The organism is Kaistia sp. 32K (genome assembly GCF_016629525.1).
Lineage (GTDB): Bacteria > Pseudomonadota > Alphaproteobacteria > Rhizobiales > Kaistiaceae > Kaistia.
The window spans coordinates 2,050,382-2,075,170 of record NZ_AP024269.1; the positions used below are offsets into that span (position 1 = coordinate 2,050,382).

Annotated in this window: 21 protein-coding genes; 16 read left to right on the forward strand and 5 right to left on the reverse strand. The window is 65.7% G+C overall.

Features of this window, described 5'->3' with window-relative positions; translation table 11 throughout:
• Nucleotides 1–101 precede the first annotated feature (101 nt).
• Together K32_RS09245 and K32_RS09250 are read left to right on the forward strand one after the other, a co-directional pair.
• Nucleotides 102–1,574 carry an NAD-dependent succinate-semialdehyde dehydrogenase gene (locus tag K32_RS09245; protein WP_201403731.1) on the forward strand — a complete coding sequence of 491 codons (1,473 nt, stop codon included), beginning with the start codon at nucleotides 102–104 and terminating at the stop codon, nucleotides 1,572–1,574.
• Nucleotides 1,575–1,580: 6 nt separating this feature from the next.
• Nucleotides 1,581–2,126: a putative glycolipid-binding domain-containing protein gene (locus tag K32_RS09250; RefSeq protein ID WP_201403732.1), complete on the forward strand. Its 546-nt coding sequence runs from the start codon at nucleotides 1,581–1,583 to the stop codon at nucleotides 2,124–2,126.
• 21 nt (nucleotides 2,127–2,147) lie between these two features.
• Here the strand turns inward: K32_RS09250 and K32_RS09255 are convergent, their stop codons facing one another.
• Nucleotides 2,148–2,567 carry a VOC family protein gene (locus K32_RS09255; protein WP_201403733.1) on the reverse strand — a complete coding sequence of 140 codons (420 nt, stop codon included), beginning with the start codon at nucleotides 2,565–2,567 and terminating at the stop codon, nucleotides 2,148–2,150.
• Between the two features lie 30 nt (nucleotides 2,568–2,597).
• Nucleotides 2,598–3,242 (reverse strand): DsbA family protein, encoded by a 645-nt coding sequence (locus K32_RS09260; RefSeq protein ID WP_201403734.1) that lies wholly within the window; start codon nucleotides 3,240–3,242, stop codon nucleotides 2,598–2,600.
• A 147-nt stretch (nucleotides 3,243–3,389) separates the two neighbouring features.
• Between K32_RS09260 and K32_RS09265 the strand changes: the two genes are divergently transcribed.
• A complete protein-coding gene (locus K32_RS09265) occupies nucleotides 3,390–3,635 on the forward strand; it encodes a hypothetical protein (protein ID WP_201403735.1) in 246 nt (81 codons plus the stop codon).
• Nucleotides 3,636–3,641: 6 nt separating this feature from the next.
• Here K32_RS09265 and K32_RS09270 read toward each other — a convergent pair whose 3' ends face one another.
• Nucleotides 3,642–4,160 carry a GNAT family N-acetyltransferase gene (locus tag K32_RS09270; RefSeq protein ID WP_201403736.1) on the reverse strand — a complete coding sequence of 173 codons (519 nt, stop codon included), beginning with the start codon at nucleotides 4,158–4,160 and terminating at the stop codon, nucleotides 3,642–3,644.
• A gap of 287 nt (nucleotides 4,161–4,447) precedes the next feature.
• Here K32_RS09270 and K32_RS09275 point away from each other — a divergent pair, with 287 nt between their 5' ends.
• From K32_RS09275 to K32_RS09300, 6 genes are all read left to right on the forward strand, one after another.
• Nucleotides 4,448–5,890: a DUF6212 domain-containing protein gene (locus K32_RS09275; protein ID WP_201404431.1), complete on the forward strand. Its 1,443-nt coding sequence runs from the start codon at nucleotides 4,448–4,450 to the stop codon at nucleotides 5,888–5,890.
• Nucleotides 5,880–8,558 (forward strand): glycosyltransferase, encoded by a 2,679-nt coding sequence (locus K32_RS09280; protein WP_201403737.1) that lies wholly within the window; start codon nucleotides 5,880–5,882, stop codon nucleotides 8,556–8,558. Before K32_RS09275 ends, K32_RS09280 begins: the two co-directional genes overlap by 11 nt.
• Before the next feature lie 29 nt (nucleotides 8,559–8,587).
• Nucleotides 8,588–9,763 carry a polysaccharide pyruvyl transferase family protein gene (locus K32_RS09285; protein ID WP_201403738.1) on the forward strand — a complete coding sequence of 392 codons (1,176 nt, stop codon included), beginning with the start codon at nucleotides 8,588–8,590 and terminating at the stop codon, nucleotides 9,761–9,763.
• 81 nt (nucleotides 9,764–9,844) lie between these two features.
• A complete protein-coding gene (locus tag K32_RS09290) occupies nucleotides 9,845–11,086 on the forward strand; it encodes a polysaccharide pyruvyl transferase family protein (protein ID WP_201403739.1) in 1,242 nt (413 codons plus the stop codon).
• Nucleotides 11,073–12,158, forward strand: coding sequence for a glycoside hydrolase family protein (locus K32_RS09295; protein ID WP_244669915.1), 1,086 nt, complete (start codon nucleotides 11,073–11,075; stop codon nucleotides 12,156–12,158). Before K32_RS09290 ends, K32_RS09295 begins: the two co-directional genes overlap by 14 nt.
• Nucleotides 12,159–12,199: 41 nt before the next feature.
• The gene (locus tag K32_RS09300) at nucleotides 12,200–13,378 is read left to right on the forward strand and encodes an SGNH/GDSL hydrolase family protein (RefSeq protein ID WP_201403740.1); all 1,179 of its coding nucleotides are present in this window, start codon (nucleotides 12,200–12,202) and stop codon (nucleotides 13,376–13,378) included.
• Here K32_RS09300 and K32_RS09305 read toward each other — a convergent pair.
• Complete coding sequence (locus K32_RS09305; RefSeq protein WP_201403741.1) at nucleotides 13,333–14,574, reverse strand: glycosyltransferase family 4 protein; 1,242 nt, start codon at nucleotides 14,572–14,574, stop codon at nucleotides 13,333–13,335. The genes K32_RS09300 and K32_RS09305 overlap by 46 nt on opposite strands.
• 42 nt (nucleotides 14,575–14,616) lie before the next feature.
• Nucleotides 14,617–15,099 (reverse strand): MarR family transcriptional regulator, encoded by a 483-nt coding sequence (locus K32_RS09310; protein ID WP_244669916.1) that lies wholly within the window; start codon nucleotides 15,097–15,099, stop codon nucleotides 14,617–14,619.
• A gap of 397 nt (nucleotides 15,100–15,496) precedes the next feature.
• Between K32_RS09310 and K32_RS09315 the strand changes: the two genes are divergently transcribed.
• From K32_RS09315 to K32_RS09345, 7 genes are all read left to right on the forward strand, one after another.
• Nucleotides 15,497–17,176 carry a type I secretion system permease/ATPase gene (locus K32_RS09315; protein ID WP_244669917.1) on the forward strand — a complete coding sequence of 560 codons (1,680 nt, stop codon included), beginning with the start codon at nucleotides 15,497–15,499 and terminating at the stop codon, nucleotides 17,174–17,176.
• On the forward strand, nucleotides 17,173–18,570 hold the full coding sequence (locus K32_RS09320) for an HlyD family type I secretion periplasmic adaptor subunit (RefSeq protein WP_201403743.1): 1,398 nt from the start codon (nucleotides 17,173–17,175) through the stop codon (nucleotides 18,568–18,570). Before K32_RS09315 ends, K32_RS09320 begins: the two co-directional genes overlap by 4 nt.
• Before the next feature lie 298 nt (nucleotides 18,571–18,868).
• Nucleotides 18,869–19,582 carry a calcium-binding protein gene (locus tag K32_RS09325; RefSeq protein ID WP_201403744.1) on the forward strand — a complete coding sequence of 238 codons (714 nt, stop codon included), beginning with the start codon at nucleotides 18,869–18,871 and terminating at the stop codon, nucleotides 19,580–19,582.
• A 92-nt stretch (nucleotides 19,583–19,674) separates the two neighbouring features.
• A complete protein-coding gene (locus K32_RS09330; protein ID WP_201403745.1) occupies nucleotides 19,675–21,924 on the forward strand; it encodes a glycosyltransferase in 2,250 nt (749 codons plus the stop codon).
• Nucleotides 21,921–22,757, forward strand: a complete 837-nt coding sequence (locus K32_RS09335) for a class I SAM-dependent methyltransferase (protein ID WP_201403746.1) — start codon at nucleotides 21,921–21,923, stop codon at nucleotides 22,755–22,757. Before K32_RS09330 ends, K32_RS09335 begins: the two co-directional genes overlap by 4 nt.
• Before the next feature lie 2 nt (nucleotides 22,758–22,759).
• On the forward strand, nucleotides 22,760–24,022 hold the full coding sequence (locus tag K32_RS09340) for a glycosyltransferase family 4 protein (protein WP_201403747.1): 1,263 nt from the start codon (nucleotides 22,760–22,762) through the stop codon (nucleotides 24,020–24,022).
• Between the two features lie 11 nt (nucleotides 24,023–24,033).
• Nucleotides 24,034–24,777, forward strand: coding sequence for a hypothetical protein (locus tag K32_RS09345; protein WP_244669918.1), 744 nt, complete (start codon nucleotides 24,034–24,036; stop codon nucleotides 24,775–24,777).
• The last annotated feature ends 12 nt before the right edge of the window (nucleotides 24,778–24,789 follow it).

A 24,789-nucleotide genomic window follows, 5' to 3' on the forward strand; every position in this document is an offset into this window, starting at 1 on the left:
ACGCTCCATGGCGGTCCGGGCTCCACCGCGCTATCGTCTCAAGCGGAATGGAACGGTTCCCGACCGTGGTCGTTGGCAGAACGTCGTAAGGGAGTAGCACCATGGACAAGTCGACCGTCAAGGCCCTTCGGCTGATCGATCCGACGCTGGTCAAGGGCCAGTGCTATGTCGATGGCGCGTGGATCGGCGAGGGCTCCATCGGCGTCACCAATCCCGCGACGGGCGACGTCATCGGCATGGTGCCGAAATTCGGCGCCGACGAGACGACGCGCGCCGTCGACGCGGCGGCCGCCGCCTTCAAGACATGGGCCGCCAAGACCGCCAAGGAGCGCTCGAAGCTGATCCGCCAGTGGTTCGAACGGATCCGGGCGCATCAGGAGGATCTGGCGCTGATCCTGACCTCGGAGCAGGGCAAGCCGTTCGCCGAGGCAAAGGGCGAGATCGACTATGCGAACGCCTATGTCGAGTTCTACGCCGAGGAGGCGAAGCGCATCGCCGGCGAGACGCTGCCAAGCCATCGCGCCGACGCGCGCATCCTCGTGCTGCGCCAGCCGACCGGCGTGGTCGCGGCGATCACGCCGTGGAATTTCCCGGCCGCCATGATCACCCGCAAGGTGGCCCCGGCGCTCGCCGCCGGCTGCACCGTCGTGCTGAAGCCCGCCGGCGAGACGCCGTTGACCGCGCTGGCTTTGGCCGAGCTCGCGGATCGCGCCGGCATTCCGCCCGGCGTCTTCAACGTCGTGACCGGCAGCGCCAGCGAGATCGGCGGCGTGCTGACCTCGCATCCGGCCGTCCGGCTGGTCAACTTCACCGGCTCGACCGAGATCGGCAAGCTGCTGATGCGGCAGGCGTCGACCACCGTGAAGAAGATGGCCCTGGAGCTCGGCGGCAACGCGCCCTTCATCGTCTTCGACGACGCCGATCTCGACGCGGCCGTCGAAGGGGCCATGGTCTCGAAGTTCCGCAACATGGGCCAGACCTGCGTCTGCGCCAACCGGATCTATGCCCAGGCCGGCATTCACGACGCCTTCGTCGCCAAGCTGACGGCGGCGGTGGAGCAGCTCCGCGTCGGCAATGGCGCGGAGCCGGATGTCACGCAGGGGCCGCTGATCAATGACAAGGCGATCGAGAAAGTTGAGGAGCATCTCCGCGACGCGACCGCCAAGGGCGCCACCATCGCGCTCGGCGGTCATCGCCACGCCAAGGGCGGCACCTTCTTCGAGCCGACCGTGCTGACGGGGGCGACGCGCGACATGCAGCTCGCCCGCGAGGAGACCTTCGGGCCGATCGCGGCGGTGTTCAAGTTCGAGACGGAGGAGGAGGTCGTGAAGGCAGCCAACGATACAGAGTTCGGTCTCGCCGCGTACTTCTACTCGCGCGACATCGGCCGCATCTTCCGGGTCGGGGAGGGGCTCGAATACGGCATGGTCGGCATCAATTCCGGCCTGATCTCGACGGAGCTGGCGCCCTTCGGCGGCGTCAAGGAGAGCGGCAACGGCCGCGAGGGCTCCCATCTCGGCATCGATGAATTCGTCGAGAAGAAGTATCTTCTCGTCGCCGGCCTCGATCGGTAGGGCGCCATGTCAAAAGCGGTCCGCTGGCAGAGCTGGGATGGCGAAGGGGTCGAGCACATGGTGTTCAGCGACCGACCTACGGGCGCGGTCGCGGAAGGGGCCCTGCTCTCGGGTGGCGATGCGCGTTTCGCCGCCCATTACGAGCTGTCCTGCCATCCGAATGGTCACGTCGCGGCGGCGCGGGTCGCCATCGTCGGCGGCCCCTCGATCACGCTGCATTCGGATGGCGACGGTCTCTGGCGCAACAGCGACGGCAAGCGCGTGCCGGCGCTGGTCGGCGCGATCGACGTCGACCTGTCGGCGAGCCCGGTTACCAATATGTTAACGATCCGGAGGCTGGGGCTTCACGAGGGAGAGGCCCGGGAGATCACGGCGGTCTATGTCCGCTTCCCCGATCTCGAGCTCACGCTCGACCGGCAGCGCTATACCTGCGTCGCCGCCGGCCACCGCTATCTCTACGAAGCGGTCGACGGGTCGTTTCGCGCCGAAATCGAAACCGAGGAATCCGGCCTCGTCACCAAATATGAGGGGCTGTTCCGGCGCGTCCTCTGAGAGGCGCTGACCGATCCGCGCTCAGGCGTCGGCCACCTTGCCGTCGACGCCGAGGGGATCGTAGGTCCCGAACACCCACTCGTATCCCTCGATGTCCCGACAGCCATATTGCCGCGAGCCATAGTCCGTATCCTCGAGCGGCCGGGTGATCTTGGCGCCGGCGGCGACCGCCATGTCGTGATGCCCGTCGACGAAGCGAACGGAAACGTAGTTGCAGCCGGCGCCGCCGCTCGCGGTTCGGCCGCTGGCGAGAATCTCCGGATCGAAGCCGCCCAGCATGACGAGGTTCTGGCCCAGGCGAAGCTCGGCGTGCATCACCTCGCCGTCCGGTCCCTCATGAAGCGCCGTGAGCTCGAAGCCGAAACCCTTGACGAGAAACTCGATCGCGCCGCGCGGGTTGCGATAACGAAGGACCGGGAAGATGTGAGACGTGCGGACCATTCATGACCTCCCACGATTCCAGCCTGTCGTTCAGGCGTGTGCCTCGGCGCCGGCTCCCTTCGCCTGGGCCAGGGCCTGCTCGAAGACATCTTCCGGCTGACATCCCGACAAGGCAAGCCGGCGATCGAACACGAAGAAGGGCACGCCGCTGATGCCGCCCTGCGCGGCGTCGAGCGCCAGCTGGCGCGTGATTGCGAGCTCGGCGGCGTCGCCAACCAGGCTCCGCGCCTCTTCCTCGGCAAAGCCGAAGCGGGTCGCGATCTCCACCAGGACAGCCGGATCGGCGATGTTGCGCGCCTCGAGGAAATGCGCCTCGAACAGCGCCCGCGCCAAGGCGTCCTGCGTGCCCTTGTCGAGCGCGTGGCGGATCAGCGTGTGCGCCGCGAGCGTCGGGCGCTGGCGCGGCTGCTTGGAAAGGTCCAGCGCGATGCCGCTCTTGCGGGCCTCGGCCTCGACGCGGGCGAACATCGCCGAGGGGTCGCCGCCGAGCCGCTTGCGCAGCTTCTCCGCGACGTCGATGCCCTCCGGCGGCACGTCCGGATCGAGAAGGAACGGGTGATGAATGATGCGGGCGGCAGTCCCGGTCCGGGCCAGCACCTTGCCCAGCCGCACGACGCCGATGAAGCACCAGGGGCAGACGATGTCGGTCACGACGTCGATCTGGAGTTCCGACATGAGCAAATCTCCTGTCCGCGGAAAGGTCGCGTCAACCAATCGGAAATGAACGCCAGCTATAACAAGACTACGTGACCGAGGACACAGGCACCGGCGCAATTCGGTGCTAATCCTCCCGGCAAGTCGATTCCATCTCAGGGCAAAACCATGCGTATCGCTTTCGCGGCCTTTTTCGGTCTGATCTTCGGTGGAATCGTCGGTCTCGGCACGGGTGTCGGCATCGGCATGCTGCTGCAGCGCATCGTGAACGTCGGTTGCAGCGCCGGCGGGTGCGCTTATTTCGTCATCTTCTGGGCCGGCCTCGGCCTGGTCGTCTGCGCGCTGCTGGGAGCGATCCTGGCCGGTGTGCTGAGCCGTGAAAATACCCGCGCGAGCCTGCCGCGCCACCACTGAAGCCGGCTAGCCAATTTCGGTGAAGGCCGGATGATGCCGGACTTCGCCGCTCGGCATGGCGGGCGCCTTGGTCCCGTCCTGCTTCAAGAGTCGCGCCAGAAAATACTCGGGCGGCAAGCCGGGGTAGGTGAGGCGTGAATCGGCCTGGAATCCGAAGCGCCGATAGAAGCCCGGATCTCCGACCAGGACGCAGCCGGTAGCGCCCAGCGCCTGCAGCCGCTCCAGCCCTGCCTCGATCAGGGCCCGGCCAATTCCCTTCCCCTGAAGCGCCGGCAGAACGGCGACCGGCGCCAGCCCGAACCAACCCTTATCCACGCCGTCGATCGTGACGGCCGAGAACGCGATGTGGCCGACGATCGTTCCGGCCTCTTCCGCGACCAGCGAAATCGTCAGCGCGCCGGCGTCGCGCAGGGCGTCGACCAGTTGCGCTTCGCGCTGGTTGCTGTGCGGATGATCGCGGAAAGCCGCGGTGACGAGGGCGTTTATAGCCTCCCGATCGGCCGGTTTTTCGTCCCTGATCTTCATGCCAGATATCTACCAAGTATTTATCCCAAGCAACAAGCGCATTCCGTTTTGAATTTTGAAACAATCTTCTCGAAGAATAGCAATTAATATTTATTGAGAACGTTGTTGTGCGTTGCAAAATGGATCGATAATAATTGTCGCAGCTGAAGAACAAGCGGATTTGTCAGATCGTATTGGTTGCGATTTTGACTGGATTGCTGTGCATGAACGGACGCTGCGACGTGAACAAACCTATCAAGAGCCAGCTCGAGCCGGTTTTTCCAACGCAAAGCAAGGCAACCTTGCGGATGGTGCTGGCAGGCGCCAGCGATCGCGCCATCCTGGCGGCCGGGCCGCTGGCGCATCTCGTGACCTTCACGGACGAACTGTTCCGCTCGGACGGCACGATGCGCGACGTCTATCCCGTTCTGGCGGTCGTCGCGTCGTCGTCGGGTGCGCGCGAGGTTGAGGCCGCCTCGGCGGCGCTCGCCAAGTTCGCCACGATTCCCGCGCCGCCCGTCATCCGGATCGATCGCGATGTCGATGGCGTCTCGGCACTGGTGCAGACGGTGCTCGAATCGGGTCTCGGCCGCATCTCCGGCTACGCCCGCACCATGGCGACCGAACTCGTCATGCTGCGTCGCGAGCGCGAAACCCTGTTCGAGAATTTTCGCGTGCTTGAGGATGCGTTCCGGGCCCGGAACTGGGAGCCGGCGAGCGAGATCTTCGCGCATGACCCGTTCGTCGACCCGAAGGACGAGGGTATCGGCCGCCTGATGCGCGAAAGCTGGGTCGAGCAATTGCTGCCGGTCTCGAGCTTCGGCGTCTCCGGCTTTGCGCTGCATTTCCGCAATGCCGCCAAGGGCAGCGGCGAGGTCATTGTCACGCTCGACTATGTCGAGAGCGGCGAGGGCGTTGCCGAATGGATCGTGCCCTTCTCCGATCTGGCGGCCGACTGGAACTTCTTCTCGCTGCCGAAGGCCTGCGACGGCAGCCCCCGCACGCTTCGCCTGCGCGTCTCCGCCAATGGCGCCGAGCCGCCGGCGCCGTCGCTCGGCCACCCGATCGCCAGCCGGCGCTACGCCGCCCGGGCGCGTTCGCTGCATGGCGATCTCGACCATCGGCCGCTCGCGATCAAGATCTATGCCGGCGTCCCCGGCGTGCGTCCGACGGCGCTGCCGAATTCGATCGCGCCGAGCGCGCTGATGAGCGGACGGCGCATCGAGGACTATCGTTTGCCGCTCGACGCGCTCCGCGCCGTCGCCGACGTTTCCGTCAGCCCGATCGTGCCCGATTTCCAGACCATCCGCTTCCTCGAGCACGAGGATGCGATCGTCTGCCATCCGCTTCCGGCCGGTATTTCCGCCGGCGCGATCGCCAATGTCGTGGCGCCGGGCACGGTGCGCTTCGCCGCCCGGGCGACGATCGACCATCCGGAAGGCAAGCCCGCGCTTGTCGGCTTCCTGCTAGCGCCGAGCGCCGCCAATCTCCGCTCGGAGATCGCGGTTCTCGAGCGCGAGGGTACGGCGCGCCGCTCGGCCTATTTCAGCGGCTGGCGCGACATCGTCGCCGGGGAATCGGCCAGCATCAACATCATGCTGGACGCCCCGACGCAGCGGACGATGAACCTCGTCATCCTCAGCCGCGCAAAGGGTGACTCGGTCGATTTCTCCTGGCTCAAGGTGTTCGATTTCCGCCTGGTCCGTCACTTCGACGTCGAACCGCGCGGGGAGGCTTCTCATGGCCAGTGAAGCGGACCTCGTCGTCATTGCCATGCCGCTCTACGGCCACGCGGCACTGGCTATCGAAGCGCTCGAGACCGCCTTCGCCTCCGAGACGGAATGCCGGATCGAGGTCGTCGTTTCGGTCGACGGCGACCCGCGCAGCGAGATCTTCACTGCGCTGACGCTCTATGCGGCGACGCGCCCGGAACTGCATGTCATCTTCGGACAGAACGCCGGTCCCGGCGGCGCCCGCAACCGCGCGATCGACTTCATCGTCGAGAGCATGCCGGATGCGAAGGCCGTCTATTTCCTCGACGCCGACAACCGCGTCCTGCCGACGACCATCGAGACGCTGTATGAGCGCCTCAAGGCGGAGCAGTGCGGCTGGGTCTACACCAACATCGACACGTTCTCCGTGCGGTGGGGCGCCCATTATGGCGATCGCTATTCGCGGCTGACGCACTGCGTCTCCGACAATATCTGCGACACCGGCTCGATGATCTCGATCGACGTGTTCCGCGCCGGCGTGCGTTTCGACGCCGATCGTCAGAACGGCTTCGAGGACTGGGAGTTCTGGCTCTCCTGCATCGAGGCAGGCTTTGTCGGCGCTCCGTGTCACGACACGGCGTTCGAGTATCGCCTCCGGGCCGAGAGCCGCTTCAAGGAGGCGAACCGCGATCGCGCCGCCTCGGTGAGCTTCCTGCGCCGGCGGCACAAGGGCCTCTTCCGCCGCTCGACGCTGGTCGTGTTCGAGCACGAGGAATGCCCGCGCTATGCCCTGCTGCGCACGGGCGACGGCGCCATTGCCTGCTTCTCCGATCCGACGGCGGAGCCTTCCTACCTGGATTTCGACGAGGCAATCCGCGCCTTCTGGGGCAGCGCCGCCGAGCCGGACAACGTCCATTTCCCGCCCTTCCTGGCCGCGGCGAGCGGCGAGACGCTGAAGCTTCTTCACCAGTCGCGCCTCTGGCCCAACCTGCTGGTGCATCTGGAGCGGGCGACCGAGGTGGCGAACGTCGTGTTCGTCCAGATTGGGAATGTCGCCGCCGAGCGCGGCATCGACATCGAGATCCTGCCCTCCGGCCATGTCCGCAAGGGGCGCGCCGATCTCGTCTTCCTCTCCTCGACGATCGTTCGCGATGCGATCCGCAACAATGCGCTCGACTGGCTGGGCTCGGTCGCGGCGAACCAGGTCTGGCCGACGGTCGCCGTCGTGAAGGTCCGCTTCCCGTTCCCGGCGGCTGCGCCCAAGCGGTCGTCGGCGACGCCCGAGCAGTCGTTGATCAATCTGGTGCAGACGATCGCCACCAGCCCGCTGCAGTCCGTGGCGGACAAGCGCTGGACCTGGCGCGCGCCGCGACTGCCCGCCTTGTCGGAACTCTACAAGCAGCTCCGGACCGAGGTTGGCGGTTCGCCCGTGCTGCCGCTCGGCCATGCCAGGAACGGCAGGCGCACGCTGGCGCTGCTCGTTCCCAACGCGTCGTTCGGCGGCGCGGAGAAGGTCGCCTTCGCGGCGGCGCGCGAATTGAAGGCCGAGGGATACGAGACGCATCTGTTCGTGCTCGGAAACGCGCGCATGGACGTGCTCGACGAGTTCGACGACGCCTTCGACCACATTCATTTCTGGAAGGCCGGCGTGCCGGCCTGGGGCGGCTCGAACCGCTTCCTCGGCCAGGATTTCATCGCCGAATATCACGACATCGACTGGAACGCCCTGAAGGGTCTCCTGTCCGGCTTCGATCTGATCATCAACAACCACGTCATGGCGGTGCATCCGCTGATGGCGCGGTTGCGGGCCGAGGGATCGCGCACCGCCTGCTATCTGCATGTGGTCGACGAGACGCCGTTGCGCCGTCCGGCGGGACAGCCGTTCGCGGCGATCGCGCATGAGCATTGCTACGATGCGTTCCTGACCTGCTCGGAACAGCTCAAGGTCTACCTGCACAGCTACGGCGTGCCGCTGGAGAAGATCTACGCTGTCGCCAACGCCCCGAGCATTTCGGTGAAGCCGAAGATGCTGGCCGAAATCGTCCAGAACCGGCAGGCACGGACCCCGGATGCGCCGCTGCGCATTCTCTACATGGGCCGCTTCGAGCCGCAGAAGGGCATCGACCGCATCCACGCCGCCCTGCAGGATCTCCGCGCCCGCAACATTCCGTTCGAGGCGCTGGCGGTCGGCGGCGAGATCCTCGCCGAGCAACCGAGCTCGTGGACCGAGAAGCTCCGCGAAATCGGCGTCAGCGTCCGGCCGCCGATCTTCGGAGGCCGCGAGATCGCCACCGTGCTCGCCTGGGGCGATATTCTGATCATGCCGTCGCGCTGGGAAGGCGCGCCGCTGATGATCGCCGAGGCGCAGCTGGTCGGTTGCGTCCCGGTCGCCACCGCCGTCGGCGCCGTCGACGAACTGGTCACGGATGGCCGCGACGGCTTCCTGATCGAGGGCGAGGCGGATCTGAAGATCGTCGCCGATCTGGCCAACGCGGTGGAAACGCTGGCGCGCGACCGCGGTCGTCTCGCTCAGCTGCGCGACGGCGGCCTGTTCACCGCATCGGGTCGTTCCTGGGCAGCGTCGTTCGGACCGTTCATCGAATGGTGCGACCGGGCCGTCACGACGACACCCCGGATCGTCGCGCGGGCGCCGCGCCGGACGATCGAAGCAACCAACAACGAGATTGAGGTTTCGGCCGTCGCCTGACGCCGAAGCGATAGGAGAGGTACGTCTATATGCGTTCGAGGATCCTGGTCACGGGCATTCCCGGCCATTACACGAGGCTTGTTCGGAGCGCCAAGGGCGCGACCGTCCACTACGGCGAACAGCAGCTGCAGCCGGAGAGCAAGGAAGCGTTCCTGCGCGAGCTGACCAATATCAGCAACACCGGCAACTACCTGATCGGTGAGGGCGCCCTGCGCGCCATGCCGTCCAACGCCACGCAGGTGCCGTTCTGGCATCTCCACAATGCCTGCACGAACGGCACGGGCCTGGACGAGATCAACGCCAATTTCGACATCTGCGTCTTCACCTGCGCCAACCTGCTGCGCAAGGGTCTCTCGGCCGATGCCGAGGCACTCGTGCTGAAGAACCTCGACATGCCGATCGTCATGCTGGGCATCGGCATCCAGAACCGTGCCGATCTCGAGGAAGGGTTGCCCGAGGGCACGCAGAAGCTGCTCGATATCCTCAAGGGCAAGGAACACTACTTCCTCACCCGTGGCCACGAGACGGCGGAATTCCTGAAGTCGCGCGGCTTCTCCTTCGTGCGCCCGACCGGCTGCCCCTCGGTCTATTTCCTGCCCGACAACATGCGCGCGGCGCTCAAGCGCCTGCCGGACGTCAAGGTTGGCAGCGGCCGGACCGTCTTCTCCGGCTATCTCGGCGCGACGGAAGAAGCCGTTCGCGACGTCAACATGCTGAGCAAGCCGGACAGCGAGTCCTTCTATGTCGTCCAGGACGAGTTCCTGCATTTCGACATGAAGGTCGAGCCGAACAAGGACGGCCGCGTCTTCGACTCGACCTCGGGCCAGATGATCGGCGACTTGAAGTACAAGGCGCAGGACCAGCTGCAGCGCAAGCTGAGGCTCCACACCTTCTTCGATACCAACCAGTGGCGCGCCTGGACCTCGTCGATGGACTTCTCCATCGGCCGCCGCTTCCACGGCAACATCATCGCGCTGCAGTCGGGCGTGCCCGGTCTGATGGTCTCCGTCGACGACCGCATGCGGGAAATGCTGCGCTTCACCGGCCTGCCGGCGATCGAGGCCTCGGCGCTCGAGGCGGCCAACGACCGGGCCGAGTTCGTCGCCGACCATCTCGCCGACCTGAACGTGCCGCAGGTGGTCGAGAAGTACAACGAACGCGAGAGCAATTTCCGCGCGACGTTGCGCGACATCGGCCTGAACTGAATTCCAAAGCCGGCCCTTTCCGCCGCGAGGCGGCGAGGGCCGTTCGCAGACTAGGCACCAAGCATCCAGAGGACGAGCGTCATGCGCATCTTGCTGACCGGCATCCCTTCCTATCTCCAGCGCACCGTCTCCGGCGTCTCCGGCGCGACGGTCCGTCACCGGCCCTATTTCGACGACATCCTGACCAAGAAGAACGTCATCGATCAGGTCAAGAAGATCGCCAATACGGGCAATTACCTGATCGGCGAGGGCGCCGGCCACGCCCTGCAGGGCCACGACGTCACCTATGTGCCGTTCTGGCATCTCGCCAACAGCCTGACGTCGGACGACGTCTATGACGAGCTCGCGCGCACGTTTGACATCTGCGTCTTCGCCTCGGCCAACCTGCTGCGGCCGGGCCTCTCCGCCGATCTCGAGGCGCAGGTCTTCGAGAAGCTGAAGCTGCCGGTCGTCGTCATGGGCATCGGCATCCAGAAGAAGGCGAACCTCCGCGACGACCTGCCGGCCGGCACGCAGAAGTTCCTCGACGTGCTGCGCGACAAGGAGAGCTACTTCCTGACGCGCGGCTACTTCACCTCCGAGTTCCTGAAGGAGCAGGGGATGAAGTTCGTGCGGCCGACCGGCTGCCCGTCGCTCTACTTCAATCCGAACGGCATGCGGCAGGCGCTGGCGAAGATCGCCAATCCCGAGCTGGTCGAAGCGCAGAAGATCGCCTTCGGTGGCTATCTCGGCAGCGTCGCCGATACGCTCGTCGACGCGCATGTGCTGCTGAAGCCGGACAGCACCGCCCACTACGTGATCCAGGACGAGGTCACCGTCTACAACGTCGACATCGTCGGCGACGACCAGACGCTCGCCTATGACCCGCCGTCGGGCCGGATCATCGCGCCGCTCGAATACAAGCACCAGGAGAAGTGGCAGCGGAAGCACGAGCTGCACGTCTTCTTCGACACCAATCGCTGGCGCACCTGGGCGTCGCAGCTCGATCTGTCCTTCGGTCGCCGCTTCCATGGCTGCATCATCACCATGCAGGCGGGCGTGCCCTCGCTGATGATCGCCGTCGACGACCGTATGCGCGAAATGCTGGAATTCATCGGCTTCCCGCATCTCGAGGCCCAGATCTGGAACCGCGAGACGCAGAAGAAGGCGTATCTGAAGGAGTTCCTGTCGACGATCGACGCGCAGGCTTCGATCGATCGCTACGACGCCTGCGAGACCAACTTCCGCACGGCGCTGAACGACATCGGCATCAAGCAGGCCTCGATCGCCAAGGCGGCTCCGGCTGCCACGGGCCAGGCCACGCGGACCCATGAGGCCGCGTAAGCCCTATCGTTCGACGCGCATCGTCCCGGCCCTGGCCGGGACGATGCTGTGGCTCGGCATTCTCTGCGGCGCGCAGGCAGAGGCGGCCGAGATCGGCTTCAACCGGGTCAATCTCGGTTGGAAGCAGCCGGCCGAGCGCAAGACCATCATCGACGCCATGAAGCGCAGCGGCGTCGCCTCGGTACGGCTTTCGCTGAGCGCGCCGATCGGGCAGAGCATCGACGCGGTGCGCATGGCAAACGCGGCGGGCCTGCGCGTCCTGCTCGAGATCTCGCTCAACAACCGCGCCTTCTATCCCGACGGAACCAAGCGCCGCTCTGCCAAGGGTCGGAGCTTCGACGTCTACCGCCTCTCCGATCTCGACCCCGAGCGCTATCGCAAGGTGATCCGCGACACGCTGGCCAAGCTCGACAAGGCCGGTGTGAAGTTGGTCGGCGTGGAGCCCGGCAACGAGATCAACTGGGCCGGCTACAATGGCGATCTGGCGGTCGGCGCCGACGCCAAGAGCGATCCGGCCAAGGTCGCCGACGGCCTGGCGCGCTATGTCGAGATCGTTCGCGTGACCCGCGAGGAATTGCAGAAGACGAAGTTCAACCGCGACGCCAAGCTGATCTCGGCAGGTCTCTCCGACATGCCGGTGCCGTTCTCGCGCCGCGTCGGCCTCGAGATCGTCCCGGCGCCCGAATGGACTTCCCGCATGCAAGCGCAGGGGCTCGACCAATGGGTCGACGCCTACGGCATCCATGTCTACCCGGGCAGCACCGGTTCGACCGAGAGCCGCGACGGTCTCGTGCGCGAGGCGCTCTCCTTCTGCGGCACCGCCGCCGCCGGCAAGCCGTGCTGGATCACCGAATGGGGCGTCGCCAATACTTCGCCGCGCTGTCCCATCGACGACGACACGCGCGCCGCGCAGGTGGATCAGGTCCGCTCCATCATTGATGCCGATATCGAGGCGGGGAAGGTCGGCGCCGCCTACTATTTCGATTGGGACAGTGGAACCCCGTACAGCGTCTGGCGCTGCGGCGGCCTTTCTGCGGCCGGCCGGGCCGCCGTTCGTCCGGTGGCTCCATGAGGTCCTGACCACAAACAAAACATCCAGGGAGGATAGCGCGCATGGCGCTCCGGACTATCGTTATCGGCGGCTCGAACACGGTCATGCAGCCCGGCTACTGGCCGAGCCTCCTCGCCAATATGGCGCGTCGCGGCATGGCGCTGGACGTCGTTGCCGATCTTTCGGTCGGCGGCACGACATCCGGTTTCGGCCTGTTCCAGCTCAAGGCCCATCCGGGGCTCGCCGACGCCGATGTCCTGATCATCGAATATGCGCTCAACGATGCCTTCGTCTATGGCGACGAGCGGCGGCCGTTCCGCCACTGGGCCCGCTTCTACGAGGGCATCATCCGCTATGCGCTGGAACAGAACCCCAATCTGCGGATCGTCTCGCTCGTCTTCGGCGCGCGCAGCGGCACCTATGTCAGCGCGGTGCCGTCGATCGACGCCGGCATGCATTACATTTCCGACTGGTACGAGACCTCGGTCATCAACGTCTCGCGCCACCTGATGCGCCGCTTCGGCCGCGAGGTGATCACCGACCCCGCCTTCTATTCGGACCAGGGCCATTATGCCCGGCCGATCGCAACCTCCATCGTCGCGGATATCGTCGCGGACGATCTGGAGCGGATCCTCGCGGCGCCTGTCCGCGCGCGCGCCTTGCCGCTGCCGATCGATCCGCAGCATTTCGCCGGCGCCGGCGTCATCGATGCGAAGACGCTGATCGAGAGCCGCGGCCTGCCGGCCCGCGACTACCGCAATCGCCGCTTTGGCGCGACGACCGCCGATCTCAGCCGGTTCCGGCTGAAGCTCGAGTTCGAGAAGGGGAGGCCGCTGGCCCTTTCCTATGTGTGCGCCCCGGAAGTCGGCCCGCTGGAAATCTCCATGCCCGGCGAGACGATTGAGGCAGCCACGTTGAAGGGCGGCGTCCGCGACGGCGCCTTCAAGTTCCTGTTCTCGATGCTGAGCTGCGAATTCCTGTATCCCGGTCCCGCGCTGTTGCAGGAACCGGCGAAGCTCGCCATCTCGATCCAGGTTGCGCAGGGCGTTCCGCGAACGAACCGCCATGTCCCGAAGGACAATGTCGCGCACGCGGCGTACGACCCGGCCGCGGAGCCCGTGATGCCGCTGCTCGGCATCCTCTATACCGGCACGCTCAAATCCTGCGTTGTCGAGCCGGTGGAAGCCGTCCAGCCTCAGCCGGCGGCCGCCACCGAGCGCATCGAGGCGCCGAACATCTGAGCCATGATCGAACGCTGGCGCGACAGGCATCGGTCGAGCGCATAGCGCTCGATGATCGTCTGGCGCGCCTGCCGTCGCATGTCGGCGAAGGCTTGCGGCCGGGCCAGGACGTCGAGGACCGTCTCGGCAATCGCTTCCGGCTCGAAGAACGGCACCAGCAGGCCGTTCTGGCCATGGCGGATGACTTCCTGCACCGGCGCCGTCTCGGATCCGATCACCAGTGCCCCGCAGGACATCGCCTCCAGGACGGACCACGAAAGCACAAACGGGTAGGTGAGATAGATATGCGCGGCTGAAATCTGGAACAGCCGCGTCAAAGTCTCATGCGGAACCTGGCCGGGAAAGAATACACGCGCGGGATCGAGCGGCGTTTCTTCGAGGACGGCGTCCTTCCAGGATTTTCCGTCGCGCCGCGATGCACCATAGCTGTTCGAGTCGCCGCCGACGAAGACGAAGATCGCGTCCTTGTGGCGGGCGAGAACCCGCTCGGCCGCCTTGGCCGCCTGCGGGAAGCCCCGGTAGGGCTCCAAATCCCGCGCCGCGAAGGTCACCACGGGATCACCGGGCTTGATGACGCGTCCGTCGGGAAGGGTCAGCCCATGGCGATTGTCGGGCCGGAAACGGTGGACGTCGATCCCGTCATGGCAAACGGCGATGCGCCGGGCATAGTTCTCGGGATAGCGGCTGCGCTGCCAGCCGGTCGGGCTGATGCCGGCATCGATGGCGTCGAGCGTCACGAGCTGGGCCGCGTTTCGCAGCCGCAGGCGCTGGCGCACGTCCAGGTCGATGACGTCTTCCGGGTCGAAACCGACATCGGCGCCCTCGGCGCGGTAGAAGAATTCGCAATAGCCGAGCGCCGGCGCGCGCGGCACGACGTCCTTCACGAACATCATGCTGCCCCAGCCGATATGGCCGACGACCATGTCGGGCGGCCCCTCGGCGCGGACGAGCGCATCGAGGGTCTCGGCGACGCGCAATCCGATGCGGACGTGATGCTCGGTCGTCGCCAGGGGGCTGGTCCGGATCGCGGCCAGCGTGGCCGGAGGCTCGGCCCGGTGGCGGACAATGCGGACACCCGGCAAGCGCCGATCGACGCTTTCCGTGATGAGGGTGACCTCATTGCCGGCAGAGGCGAGGTTGGCGGCCAGATGTTCGAACTGGCCGACGCCGCGTCTGTGAATGAAGAGTATCTTCATGCAGAGGCCCCTGTTCCTGGCGGCGGCGGGGCGGCCATCCGGCTACGCGCCGTAGCGCGTCGCATTGGTCCAGACCAACTCCAGCTTCTGAAGCAGACGATAGGCGTTGTCGAGCTCGCGCGACTCGTCCTCGTCCCGAACGAGCAGGCGATGATAGGTGTCGTCCGCGGTCCGCAGGGCCTGGCAGAGATCGTGTCCCTTCTGGGAAAGGCTGATCCGGGCCGACCGGCGGTCGCGCTGCGAGGCGACGCGGTCGATATAGCCGAGATCGACGAGCTGCTTCAGGTAGTAGGAGACGTTCGAGCCCAGATAGTGGCCCTTGTCGAGCAGGTCCCGCACCGACAATTCGCCATTGCCGATGGTGAACAGCACCATGACCTGGGCCGGTCCGATGTCGCCGACGCCCAGTTTGCCCATCTCGATCCGGAGCAGATCGGTGAAGCGCCGGTTGACGCGTTCGATCGTCCGGGCAAGCTCGAAATGCGTTACATGCCCGCCATCATGTTCGGTTACAACCGTGATCACGCTCGCAGATGCGAGATTGCTACTCGATCCAACGTTGTTATCCGACTCTTCGACTTCTACCGCCGCTTGCAGAAGTTCTCGCGTCATTATCTGGCCCCGTATCGCTAATTTTAATTCAAGTTTCGAAGCATTGTTGTGTATCGATTCGTCTATTCGACAATGCTTCAGCCGATAGACGTATTCCAAGCAAACATTCTATCAGATAGTCCGAAAATTGGATTAAATGTATCTTCTGGACACCCTTGATGCTGGACGATAGAGTTATGAAGTGACAATTTCAAGGCAATCCAATATTATGCCGAAAATTGAAGCAACATCCTCGCATGTTGCAGATGCGAAGGCGCCAGGGGACGTAGCCGTTCCTGAGGCGATCGTCATCGAGGCGCGTCGTTCCTTCATGGCCGGCCTCGGTTATGCTGCAATCCTGAGTGCATTCATCAACGTCCTGCAACTCACTGTACCGCTCTATATGCTTCAGGTGCACGATCGTGTGCTGAACAGCCGGAGCATGGATACCCTAGCCATGTTGTCGATACTGGCAGGTGGCGCGCTCATTCTCTACGGTCTTCTCGAATTTATCCGCTCTCAAGCTTTCCAGGTGATGGGCGGCCGGCTTGTGCGTAAGCTCAACGGGCCGGTGCTGGCGGCCTCCATCCGCGCTTCGGCGCGCGAAGGGACGAGCAAGGCGGCGCAATCGTTGCGCGATTTGGCCGAGCTTCGGAGCTTCCTGACCGGCCACGCCGTCAGCGCTCCGCTGGAGGCGGCCTGGAGCCCGATCTTCCTGGTCGTGCTGTTCCTGCTGCATCCGGGCTTCGGCATCGTCGGCGTCGTCTCCATCCTCATTCTCGTCATATCGAACATCGCCCTCGACATCTCTACGCGGAGCCTCCTGACGGAAGCCAACAAGGCCAATGTCGAGGCGATCGGTAACGTCGCCGGTCAGGTCCGCCATGCCGAGGTGATCGAGAGCATGGGCATGCTCCCCGCTCTCTCCGCGCGCTGGCGCCTGGCCCAGCTCAGCGCCCTCGAACTGCTCGAAACCGCAAACCGCCGCGGCAAGGTCATCGCCACCGTCACGAGGACCATCCGCTACGGCATGCAGCTCTTCGTGCTGGCGCTTGGTTGTATCCTGGCGATCCGGCAGGAGATATCGAGCGGCGCGATGATCGCCTCGACGATCGTGATGGGGCGCCTTTTGATGCCCTTCGACAGCGTCGTCGAGAACGGCCGGCAGTGGGTGATGGCGAGCGGCGCGTGGAAGCGCGTGCGGGAGCTGATTGCGACCGAGGGTGCCGATCGGCAGACGATGCCGACCACCGTCTGCAATGGCGATCTCGTCGTCGACAAGCTGATCTACGCCGCGGCCGGGCAGGACGTTCCGATTATCAAGGGCGTTTCGTTCAGCCTTTCGCCGGGCGAAGTGCTCGGCGTCATCGGCCCGTCGGCGGCCGGCAAGTCGACGCTGGCGCGGCTCCTCGTCGGCATCGTCAAGCCGACGGCCGGCGGCGTCTATCTCGACGGCAACAGCGTCTATCTCTGGGAGCGGGAATCGTTCGGCCAACTCGTCGGCTACCTGCCGCAATCGGTCTCGCTGCTCGACGGCACGATTCGCGACAACATCGCCCGAATGGATGCAGGCGATCCGCGTGCCGTGATCGAGGCGGCCCGCATCGCCGACGTGCATGAAATGATCGGCAGGCTGCCGCTCGGCTACGACACGCCGGTCGGCGACGCGCGACTGACGCTCTCCGGTGGCCAACGCCAGCGGGTGGCGCTCGCGCGCTGCCTCTACGGCCATCCCCGGCTGATCGTGCTCGACGAGCCGAATGCCAATCTCGATGCAACCGGCGAAGCGGCGCTGATCCGCGCCATTCGTGCCGCGAAGGCCGATGGCGCCATCGTCGTCATGATCGCCCATCGACCGGCGATCATGGAGGTCGCCGACAAACTGCTCGTGCTGGAAAACGGCCGAGTGTCCCAGTTCGGTCCGCGCACCGACATCGTATCGCCGATGAACCCCAAGCGACAGGCTCCCAACCCGTCGCCGGCGATAGCCCAAGGCGGAGATCGACGTTGAAGAACCTGACCCGACAGACCCCGGCCGAGATCGAGCGGGCCCGGCGCGATGCCGTTCCCGCGATCGTCTATGCGACCGCCTTGCGCGGCAGCCGCAACGAGATCCTCGATCGCGAGCCGAGCCTTCGCACGCCCATCATCGCCGGTTTCCTGGCGGTCACGATCGGCTTCGGCGGATTCATCGGCTGGGCCTATTCGGCGAATCTCGACAGCGCGGCGGTGGCGAGCGGCTCCGTCGTCGTCGACAGCAAGCGCAAGACCGTCAGCCATTTCGAGGGCGGCATCCTGAAGCGTCTCCTGGTGAAGGAGGGCGACTCCGTGAAGGCCGGCCAGCCGCTGATCCTGCTGGACGATACGCGCGCCAGGTCCGAGCTGCAGCAGCTCACCGGGCGGCGCTTCGCCCTGACGGCGAAGCTGGCGCGTCTGCGCAGCGAGCAGGCCGAGGCGAATTCGGTCGAGTTTCCGTCCGAGCTGCTGGCGTCGACCGAACAGGCGGCTCGCGACGCCGTGGCGGCCGAGCAGAAGTTCTTCGAATCGCGCACGGTGGCCAAGAGCGGCCGCCTGGACGTGCAGAGAAAGTCCGTCGAGCAACATGACGCGGAGGCGGCGGCTCTGGCCGCACAGAGCGAGTCGAACCGACGGCAGCAGGAGATTCTCGAGGAACAGCGAAGCGCGATCGACGGTCTGGTCAAGAAGGGCTTCGCCAGGCGCTCCCAATTGCTGGAGATCGATTCGCGCCTCAGCGAACTGATCGGCAATGCCGGCGAGCAGGCGGCCAACAAGGCCAAGGCCGAACAGGCCAAGGCGGGCGCCAATCTCGAACTGCTCGCGCTGACGCAGGACTGGATGCAGCAGGTGTCCGGCGACATCGCGACGGCGCAGGGCGAGCTCGCCGAGGTCGATGAGCGCATCGTCGCGGCGCGCGACGTGCTTCAGCGGCTCGAGGTGCGCTCGCCGCAGGCGGGCGTCATCGTCAACATCCAGGTCCGCACCGTCGGTGGCGCGATCTCCGCCGGTGCGCCGCTGATGGACATCGTGCCAGAGGACGAGCCGATGGTCATCGAGGCGCATGTCAGCCCCACCGACATCGACAGCGTCCGCGTCGGCTCGCCCGTGCGGGTCCGTCTGACGGCTTATAATCAGCGCAGCCATGCTCCGCTGGAGGGCAGGCTGACCTATGTGGCGGCCGATCACGTCATCGACGAGCGCACCAACGTTGCCTATTTCGTGACGCGGGCCGAGGTGCTGCCGGAGGCGCTCGCCGCCGCCCGGGATGTGAAGCTCTACCCGGGCATGCCCGCGGACGTGCTGATCATCAACAAGCCGCGCCTCGCGATCGACTACCTGCTCTCGCCGATTACCGACAGCTTCAACGCCGCCTTCCACGAAGAGTGATTGCGCGGCGCTTGTTGCAATGCAGCAATTTCGTTCGAAGAATATTTCGAATTTCCTGGCAATTTAATCGCATAGATAAACCAGTAATTCTGCAATTAGACCGATTAGTCTAGCAAATGTACTGGCTTCGCCAAGATCTAAAGAGTAGAATCATTGATAAAGGCGTTGCTTGTCTCTGATGTTCGCTTATAGTGCAGTGCGTCATGCTTTTTCCGAAACCAGCCGGGTGGCGGAGGGCAGGGCGGCCGCGGAGATACTTCGATCTGGGCGGCGCAAGCGACTGACATAGGAGACCTCAATGGCCACTCTAGAAGGTGGGGCGTATGACGACGTCCTATTCGGCACTCGCTTCAGCGATATCATCTTCGCCCATGGTGGCGCCGACACAGTCTTCGGCGGCGATGGCGATGACACGATTTTCGGTGGTGCGGGTAACGACACGCTTTTCGGCGACGACGGCAATGACCTGCTGTTCGGCGGCATAGGCGACGACACGCTTTTCGGCGGCAACGGCGACGACCAGCTGTTTGGCGGCGATGGCAATGACCAGCTGTACGGCGGTGCCGGCAACGACATCCTCGATGGCGGTGCTGGTGACGACATCCTCGACGGCGGCGACGGCAACGACATCCTTCTCGGCGGTGCCGGCAACGATGTCCTCTACGGCGGCGCTGGCGCTGATATCCTGAATGGCGGCGCGGGCAACGATATCCTCGTTGGCGGTGCCGGCAATGACATCCTGATCGGCGGCGCCGGCAACGACATCTTTGTCTTCACCGGTGGTGGCGGCAACGACGTCGTCATGGACTTCCATGCCGGCGAAGACATTCTTCAGATCCAGAAGAACATCAACGATACGCACATCTCGTCGGCAGAAGATCTTGCTGCCCGCGCGACGCAGGTCGGCAACAATACCGTGATCGATCTTGGCCATGGCGACTCGATTACGCTCGTGAACGTCAATGCCAACGACGTCCACGCCAACCCGCACGGCTATTTCGTTATCGGCTGATCCCCCGTCAGCTGATGGCCTGCGGCGCCCGGTCCCTCCCACCGGGCGCCGCACCAGTCTCTCCTTGAGTTCGCGATATCGAGGTGCCCGGCATGCTGGAAATCGTCCCGCTATCGCCCGCTGGTGGTCACGCGGAGTCCATCCGCAGTCTCAAGCTGGCCTCGGATGTTTCGGCGGTCGTCTGGGATATTCCCGGGCCCTGCTCGGTGCCGCCGCGTTGCACGCGGCAGGATGGCGAGGCCATCGCGCCGCTGGCGAGCCTGCGGCTCACGCGGGTCGATGGTGGCACCCGCATCATCTGGATCATGCGGCCGCGGACGTCGATGCGGCTTGTCGTTTCGGCCGGAACCCTCGGCCCCTCCGAGCGCATTGAAGTAGACCCCGCCGATCCCTTCATCGGTGCCGATGTCGCGGCGCTTGTCGAGGATCTGGACGGTCGCGCTCGCATCTCCTTGCTGACGGCGCTGCTGACCTCCTGGTGCGGCGCCTTCCGACTTTCCCGCTCGGCCACCTATGCCGAAGCCATCCAATTGCTGGCGAGCGAACTCCAGCCGGGCGATGCCCGCGCTGTCGTCGCCTGCCGGCCGACCCGCGACACCGCCATCGTCGAATTCGCGACGACCGCGGATCTCGGCACTGTGAGCTCCGCCCACGTGGTCACCGCGCACGGCGTGCGCCGGCTGACGGTGGAAGCTCATGCCCGCAAGGCCGACAGCCATGGCCGTCGCGCCATGGTGCTGCTCGCCGACGGCGACGCGGCGATGCTCGGGGCCGGCACGCTGGTGCTGATCGGCGAGCACGGCATTGCCATCCGGACTCTCGGTCAGGCCACCAAGGCGCCGCTCAGCCTGCTGCGCTGGTGGGGCGCGCGTCGCAACGACAGCGCGCTCACGGAATTCCTGGTGCGCACGCTCTCGGTCCGCTCGGAAGAGGCGCGGCTTGCGGTCATCGACATGCAGGCCCGCGCCGCCGTGCCGGCCAAGGCCACCGAACTCGCAGCCTTCCAGCCGGGCGCGGAAGTGGATCTCGCCCTGTCGCTCGACGGTGGCCTTCTGGTCGGCGGCTGGTTCCGCGATCCGCAGGGTCTGATTGCCGGCGTCGATCACGTCGCCGCTGGCGCGACGCGGCCGATCGAGGCCGACTGGCATCTGTTTCCGGGGCGGGTCGGCTCAGCCGAAGGCACCACCCGCGACGACGCGACGGGCTTCATCGCCTATCTGCCGCACGACAAGCCGGCGGGACCGATCCTGCAGCCGCGCTTTCGCCTGCGCCTGAAATCCGGCGGCGAGATCAGCCTGATCCCGAGGCCGCAACCCATCGACGCGGCGACGATGCGGGCCGGCGCCCTGCGCGCGGTCCCCCTGCAGCATGCGACGGGAACCGTGCTCTCCGAGACGCTCGGGCCGGCTCTGGCCGAAATCCAGCGCCGCGTGGTCGCGTCCGTTTCGGTGGCGAGGACGGAGCACTTCGGTCCTCGGCTCGCGGAGCCGATGTTCTCGATCATCGTGCCGCTATACCGCGTGCTCGATTTCCTGCGTTTCCAGATCGCGGCCTTTGCGACGGACCCGGGCCTGCGCGATCAGGCCGAGATCATCTTCGTGCTCGATTCGCCCGAGCAGGCGGACGATGTCAGCCATCTGCTCGGCGGGCTCTACCGGCTCTACCAGATGCCGATGACGCTGGCGGTCATGAGCGGCAATGGCGGCTATGCGCGCGCCAACAACGCCGGCGTGGAGCTGGCGCGCGGGCTGATCGTCAATCTGCTGAATTCCGACGTCATTCCGACCGGACACGACTGGCTGTCGCGGCTCTCCGATCGTCTCGGCGGCCCCGGCAAGGTCGGCGCGATCGGCCCGAAGTTGCTGTTTGAGGACGGCTCGCTGCAGCATGCCGGGCTCTATTTCCAGCGCGACGCACGCGGCACGTGGCTGAACCACCACTTCTACAAGGGCATGCCCGGCGGCCATGCGCCCGCCAATGCGGCGCGCCCGGTGCCCGCCGTCACCGGCGCCTGCCTCGTCATGATGCGGGACACGTTCCAGGACGTCGGCGGCTTCACGGAGGACTATGTCATCGGCGACTACGAAGACAGCGACATCTGCCTGAAGATCCGCGCGACGGGGCAGGCGATCGCCTATGAGCCCGGGGTCGCTCTCTATCATCTGGAGCGGCGCTCGATGCGGCGCAACGGCGATTACATGCGCGGCATCGCCTCCCGCTACAATTCCTGGCTGCACAGCCAGCGCTGGGACGGCGTCATCGGCTCGCTGATGCAGGAAAGCTTCGAGCGGCCGGAGCCTGGTTCCTCCACGCCCGCGGGCTCGCGCAGGAGCGCGGCATGACGGCAGTCGTTGCTTTGAAGCCCGTCTCCGACGTAGTCGCGGCCCGACCGGATTTTGACGAGGCCCGGCTGGCCTGGCTACAGGAGACCCTGCTGGCCAACCGGTTCCTGCCTGAACCGACCGCCGACAGCATCTTTGTCGGCGATGGCGACTTCCGCGCCATCGGGGTCGAGTTCCTGGGGCACCTCGTGCGCTTCGGCGGAATCCTGCCGGACGACCGCGTGCTGGATATCGGCAGCGGCATCGGCCGGCTCGCCGTGCCGTTGACGCAGTATCTCTCGCCGGCCGCCGCCTATTGGGGCGTCGATCCGGTGGCCGAGGGCATCGCCTGGTGCCGCGAGCGGATCTCGCCGGTCTATGACAATTTCCGTTTCGACAGGATCGACGTCGCCCATCACATCTACAATCCGAAGGGCACGATCAAGGGCGAGGCGCTGAAGCTTTCCTTCGAGCCCGAGAGCTTCGACTTCATCTTCATGGTCTCCGTCGCGACGCATCTTCCGCCGCGCGAGATCGCCGCCTATGTCCGCGAGGCGCAGCGGCTGCTCGCTCCGGGCGGACGGCTGTTCATCACCGCCTTCGTGCTCGACGAGACGGCTAAGAGCGCCCTGCCGCAGCGCGATCCGCGCCTGCAGTTCAAGCGCGAGGGCGAGGGGCCAGCCTGGCTGGTCGATCGCACGGCGCCGCTCGGCGCGGTCGGCTTCGATGACGGCTTCTTCGAACGCGTCATCCAGCGCTTCGGTCTGTCGCTCTGCCTGAAGAGCCTCGGCCACTGGCGTGGCCAGCCGGCGGCGCACTATCAGGACATTCTCGTCGCCGAGAAGAAGGGCTGAGCATGGCGGAGCGCATCCTCGTCGTCGCCCACAATCACCCTGACCTGCATCCGGGCGGCACCGAAATCTTCGCCCATGACCTGTTTCGCGCCTATCAGCGCGCCGGGGCCGAAGCCCTGTTCCTGGGCGCGACCAACCGCATACATCGGGACGAAAAGCCCGGTACCAGCTTTCAGGGCATCGGCAATGGCCAGGACGAGATCCTGCTCTGGGCCGGCCATTTCGACCGCTTCTTCATGAGCCAGGTCGATCTCTACGGCGTCATTCCCGATCTGGAGGCGCTGCTGACGGAGTTCCGGCCGGACGTCGTGCACATCCACCATCTGCTCCTGATCGGCGCGGAGTTCCCGGCGCTCGTCCGGCGGGTCCTGCCGGAAGCGCGCATCGTCATGACGCTGCACGACTACTACCTCATCTGCGCGCATGACGGCCTGATGATGCGCACCAGCGGGCGCGAGCGCTGCCATGGCGCCTCGCCGGATCGCTGCCACGGCTGTTTCCCGGAGGTCGGCGCCGACCAATTCCTGTTGCGGGAGCGCTATCTGAAGACGCTGCTCTCGGCCGTCGATCGTTTCGTCTCGCCGAGCGCCTTCCTCAGGGATCGCTTCGTCGCCTGGGGCCTCGATGCCGATCACATCGACGTCATCGCCAACGGCCAGCCCGGCGATGGCCGACCGGTTGCGCGGTCTCGCGGTACGGACGGGGCGCGCAACGTCTTCGGCTATTTCGGCAATCTCAATCCCTGGAAGGGCGGCACGGTGCTGCTCGACGCGGCCGAGCGGCTGATCGGAGCCGGGGTCGATTTCGAGTTGCGGGTCCATGGCGGCACGCCGTTTCAGGCCGAGGCCTTCAAGACGGAACTCGACGAGCGGTTCGCCCGCACCACTTCGCATGTCGTCCGGCGCGGCGCCTATCGGCGCGAGGATGTTCCGCACCTGATGGCGGCCGTTGACTGGGTCGTCGTGCCGTCGATCTGGTGGGAGAACGCCCCGCTGGTCATCCAGGAGGCGCAGCAGCAGGGTCGTCCGGTGATCGTCAGCGGCATCGGCGGCATGGCCGAGATGGTCGAGCACGGCTTCAATGGCCTGACCGTCGCTCCCGACGATCCCATCGACCTGGCTCGCGCCATGCGGCAGGCGGCCGCCGATCCCGATCTCTGGGTGCGGCTTTCCGAGAACGCCAAGGCGCCGCCGACGATCGATGTCGTGGCTCGCAACTATCTCGCCCTGTTCGGTGCGCTCGAGCGCGCCAGGATCCCAGCCTGAAGGAGGTTGCCATGTCAACCGCCGAAGCCATTCCGTTGCATCCGAAGGACGATACCCAGGCCGCGCCGCTGGGAGTGACCGGCCGGGTCGACGCCATCGACAACGGCCGCCTCTATGGCTGGGCCTTCGATCGCAGCCATCCGAATGCCCGGATGCAGATCATCGTCTCGCTCGGCTCGCAGAAGATCGCCGAGGTGACGGCCGACAAGCTGCGCTCGGATCTCCGCCGCAACGGCGTCGGCGACGGCCAGCACGCCTTCGACATCCCGCTGCCCGAGGCCGTGACGGCGCGACAGCGCGATCTCTCGATCGTCGCCGTGTCGCCGACCGGCGAGGAGCGCATTCTCTATGCGCCGACACTGGACGAGCAGGCGGCCGAAGCGCTGATCGCGGCGCCGCTGACGCGGGTGCTCGAAAAGCTCGAAATCCTGATGGCGGCGCAGCGCCAGTTGCAGCTGAACCAGCGCGGCGTGCAGCGGGCGGCGACGGAAGGCGAAGGCGCCGCCCGTGGCACCGAAGTGCCGCCGGCCCAGCTCGAACACATCGAGACGACGCAGGGCGAGATCGTCAACCGGCTGTCGGAGCTCGAGATCTTCCTGATGCGCTTCGACGGGATCGTCGCGGGGCTCGAAAAGCGCATCGACGCGCTCTCGAAGCGCGGGCGGGGCGAACTGAAGCCGCTGATGCTCGTGATGACGACGCTCATCGGCATCGTGGTTGGTGCCGGCGTGACGCTCGCCGCCTTCCTCAAGTGACCGGGAAAGGAA

Excerpts from the sequence above, each read along its gene's own strand:
- K32_RS09270 (WP_201403736.1), bottom strand. The coding sequence starts at position 4,160 with ATGAAGATCAGGGACGAAAAACCGGCCGATCGGGAGGCTATAAACGCC.
- K32_RS09315 (WP_244669917.1), top strand. The coding sequence starts at position 15,497 with ATGGCCGGCCTCGGTTATGCTGCAATCCTGAGTGCATTCATCAACGTC.
- K32_RS09245 (WP_201403731.1), top strand. The coding sequence starts at position 102 with ATGGACAAGTCGACCGTCAAGGCCCTTCGGCTGATCGATCCGACGCTG.
- K32_RS09330 (WP_201403745.1), top strand. The coding sequence starts at position 19,675 with ATGCTGGAAATCGTCCCGCTATCGCCCGCTGGTGGTCACGCGGAGTCC.
- K32_RS09260 (WP_201403734.1), bottom strand. The coding sequence starts at position 3,242 with ATGTCGGAACTCCAGATCGACGTCGTGACCGACATCGTCTGCCCCTGG.
- K32_RS09285 (WP_201403738.1), top strand. The coding sequence starts at position 8,588 with ATGCGTTCGAGGATCCTGGTCACGGGCATTCCCGGCCATTACACGAGG.
- K32_RS09275 (WP_201404431.1), top strand. The coding sequence starts at position 4,448 with ATGGTGCTGGCAGGCGCCAGCGATCGCGCCATCCTGGCGGCCGGGCCG.
- K32_RS09290 (WP_201403739.1), top strand. The coding sequence starts at position 9,845 with ATGCGCATCTTGCTGACCGGCATCCCTTCCTATCTCCAGCGCACCGTC.
- K32_RS09280 (WP_201403737.1), top strand. The coding sequence starts at position 5,880 with ATGGCCAGTGAAGCGGACCTCGTCGTCATTGCCATGCCGCTCTACGGC.
- K32_RS09265 (WP_201403735.1), top strand. The coding sequence starts at position 3,390 with ATGCGTATCGCTTTCGCGGCCTTTTTCGGTCTGATCTTCGGTGGAATC.
- K32_RS09325 (WP_201403744.1), top strand. The coding sequence starts at position 18,869 with ATGGCCACTCTAGAAGGTGGGGCGTATGACGACGTCCTATTCGGCACT.
- K32_RS09305 (WP_201403741.1), bottom strand. The coding sequence starts at position 14,574 with ATGAAGATACTCTTCATTCACAGACGCGGCGTCGGCCAGTTCGAACAT.
- K32_RS09300 (WP_201403740.1), top strand. The coding sequence starts at position 12,200 with ATGGCGCTCCGGACTATCGTTATCGGCGGCTCGAACACGGTCATGCAG.
- K32_RS09255 (WP_201403733.1), bottom strand. The coding sequence starts at position 2,567 with ATGGTCCGCACGTCTCACATCTTCCCGGTCCTTCGTTATCGCAACCCG.
- K32_RS09295 (WP_244669915.1), top strand. The coding sequence starts at position 11,073 with ATGAGGCCGCGTAAGCCCTATCGTTCGACGCGCATCGTCCCGGCCCTG.
- K32_RS09345 (WP_244669918.1), top strand. The coding sequence starts at position 24,034 with ATGTCAACCGCCGAAGCCATTCCGTTGCATCCGAAGGACGATACCCAG.
- K32_RS09250 (WP_201403732.1), top strand. The coding sequence starts at position 1,581 with ATGTCAAAAGCGGTCCGCTGGCAGAGCTGGGATGGCGAAGGGGTCGAG.
- K32_RS09335 (WP_201403746.1), top strand. The coding sequence starts at position 21,921 with ATGACGGCAGTCGTTGCTTTGAAGCCCGTCTCCGACGTAGTCGCGGCC.
- K32_RS09340 (WP_201403747.1), top strand. The coding sequence starts at position 22,760 with ATGGCGGAGCGCATCCTCGTCGTCGCCCACAATCACCCTGACCTGCAT.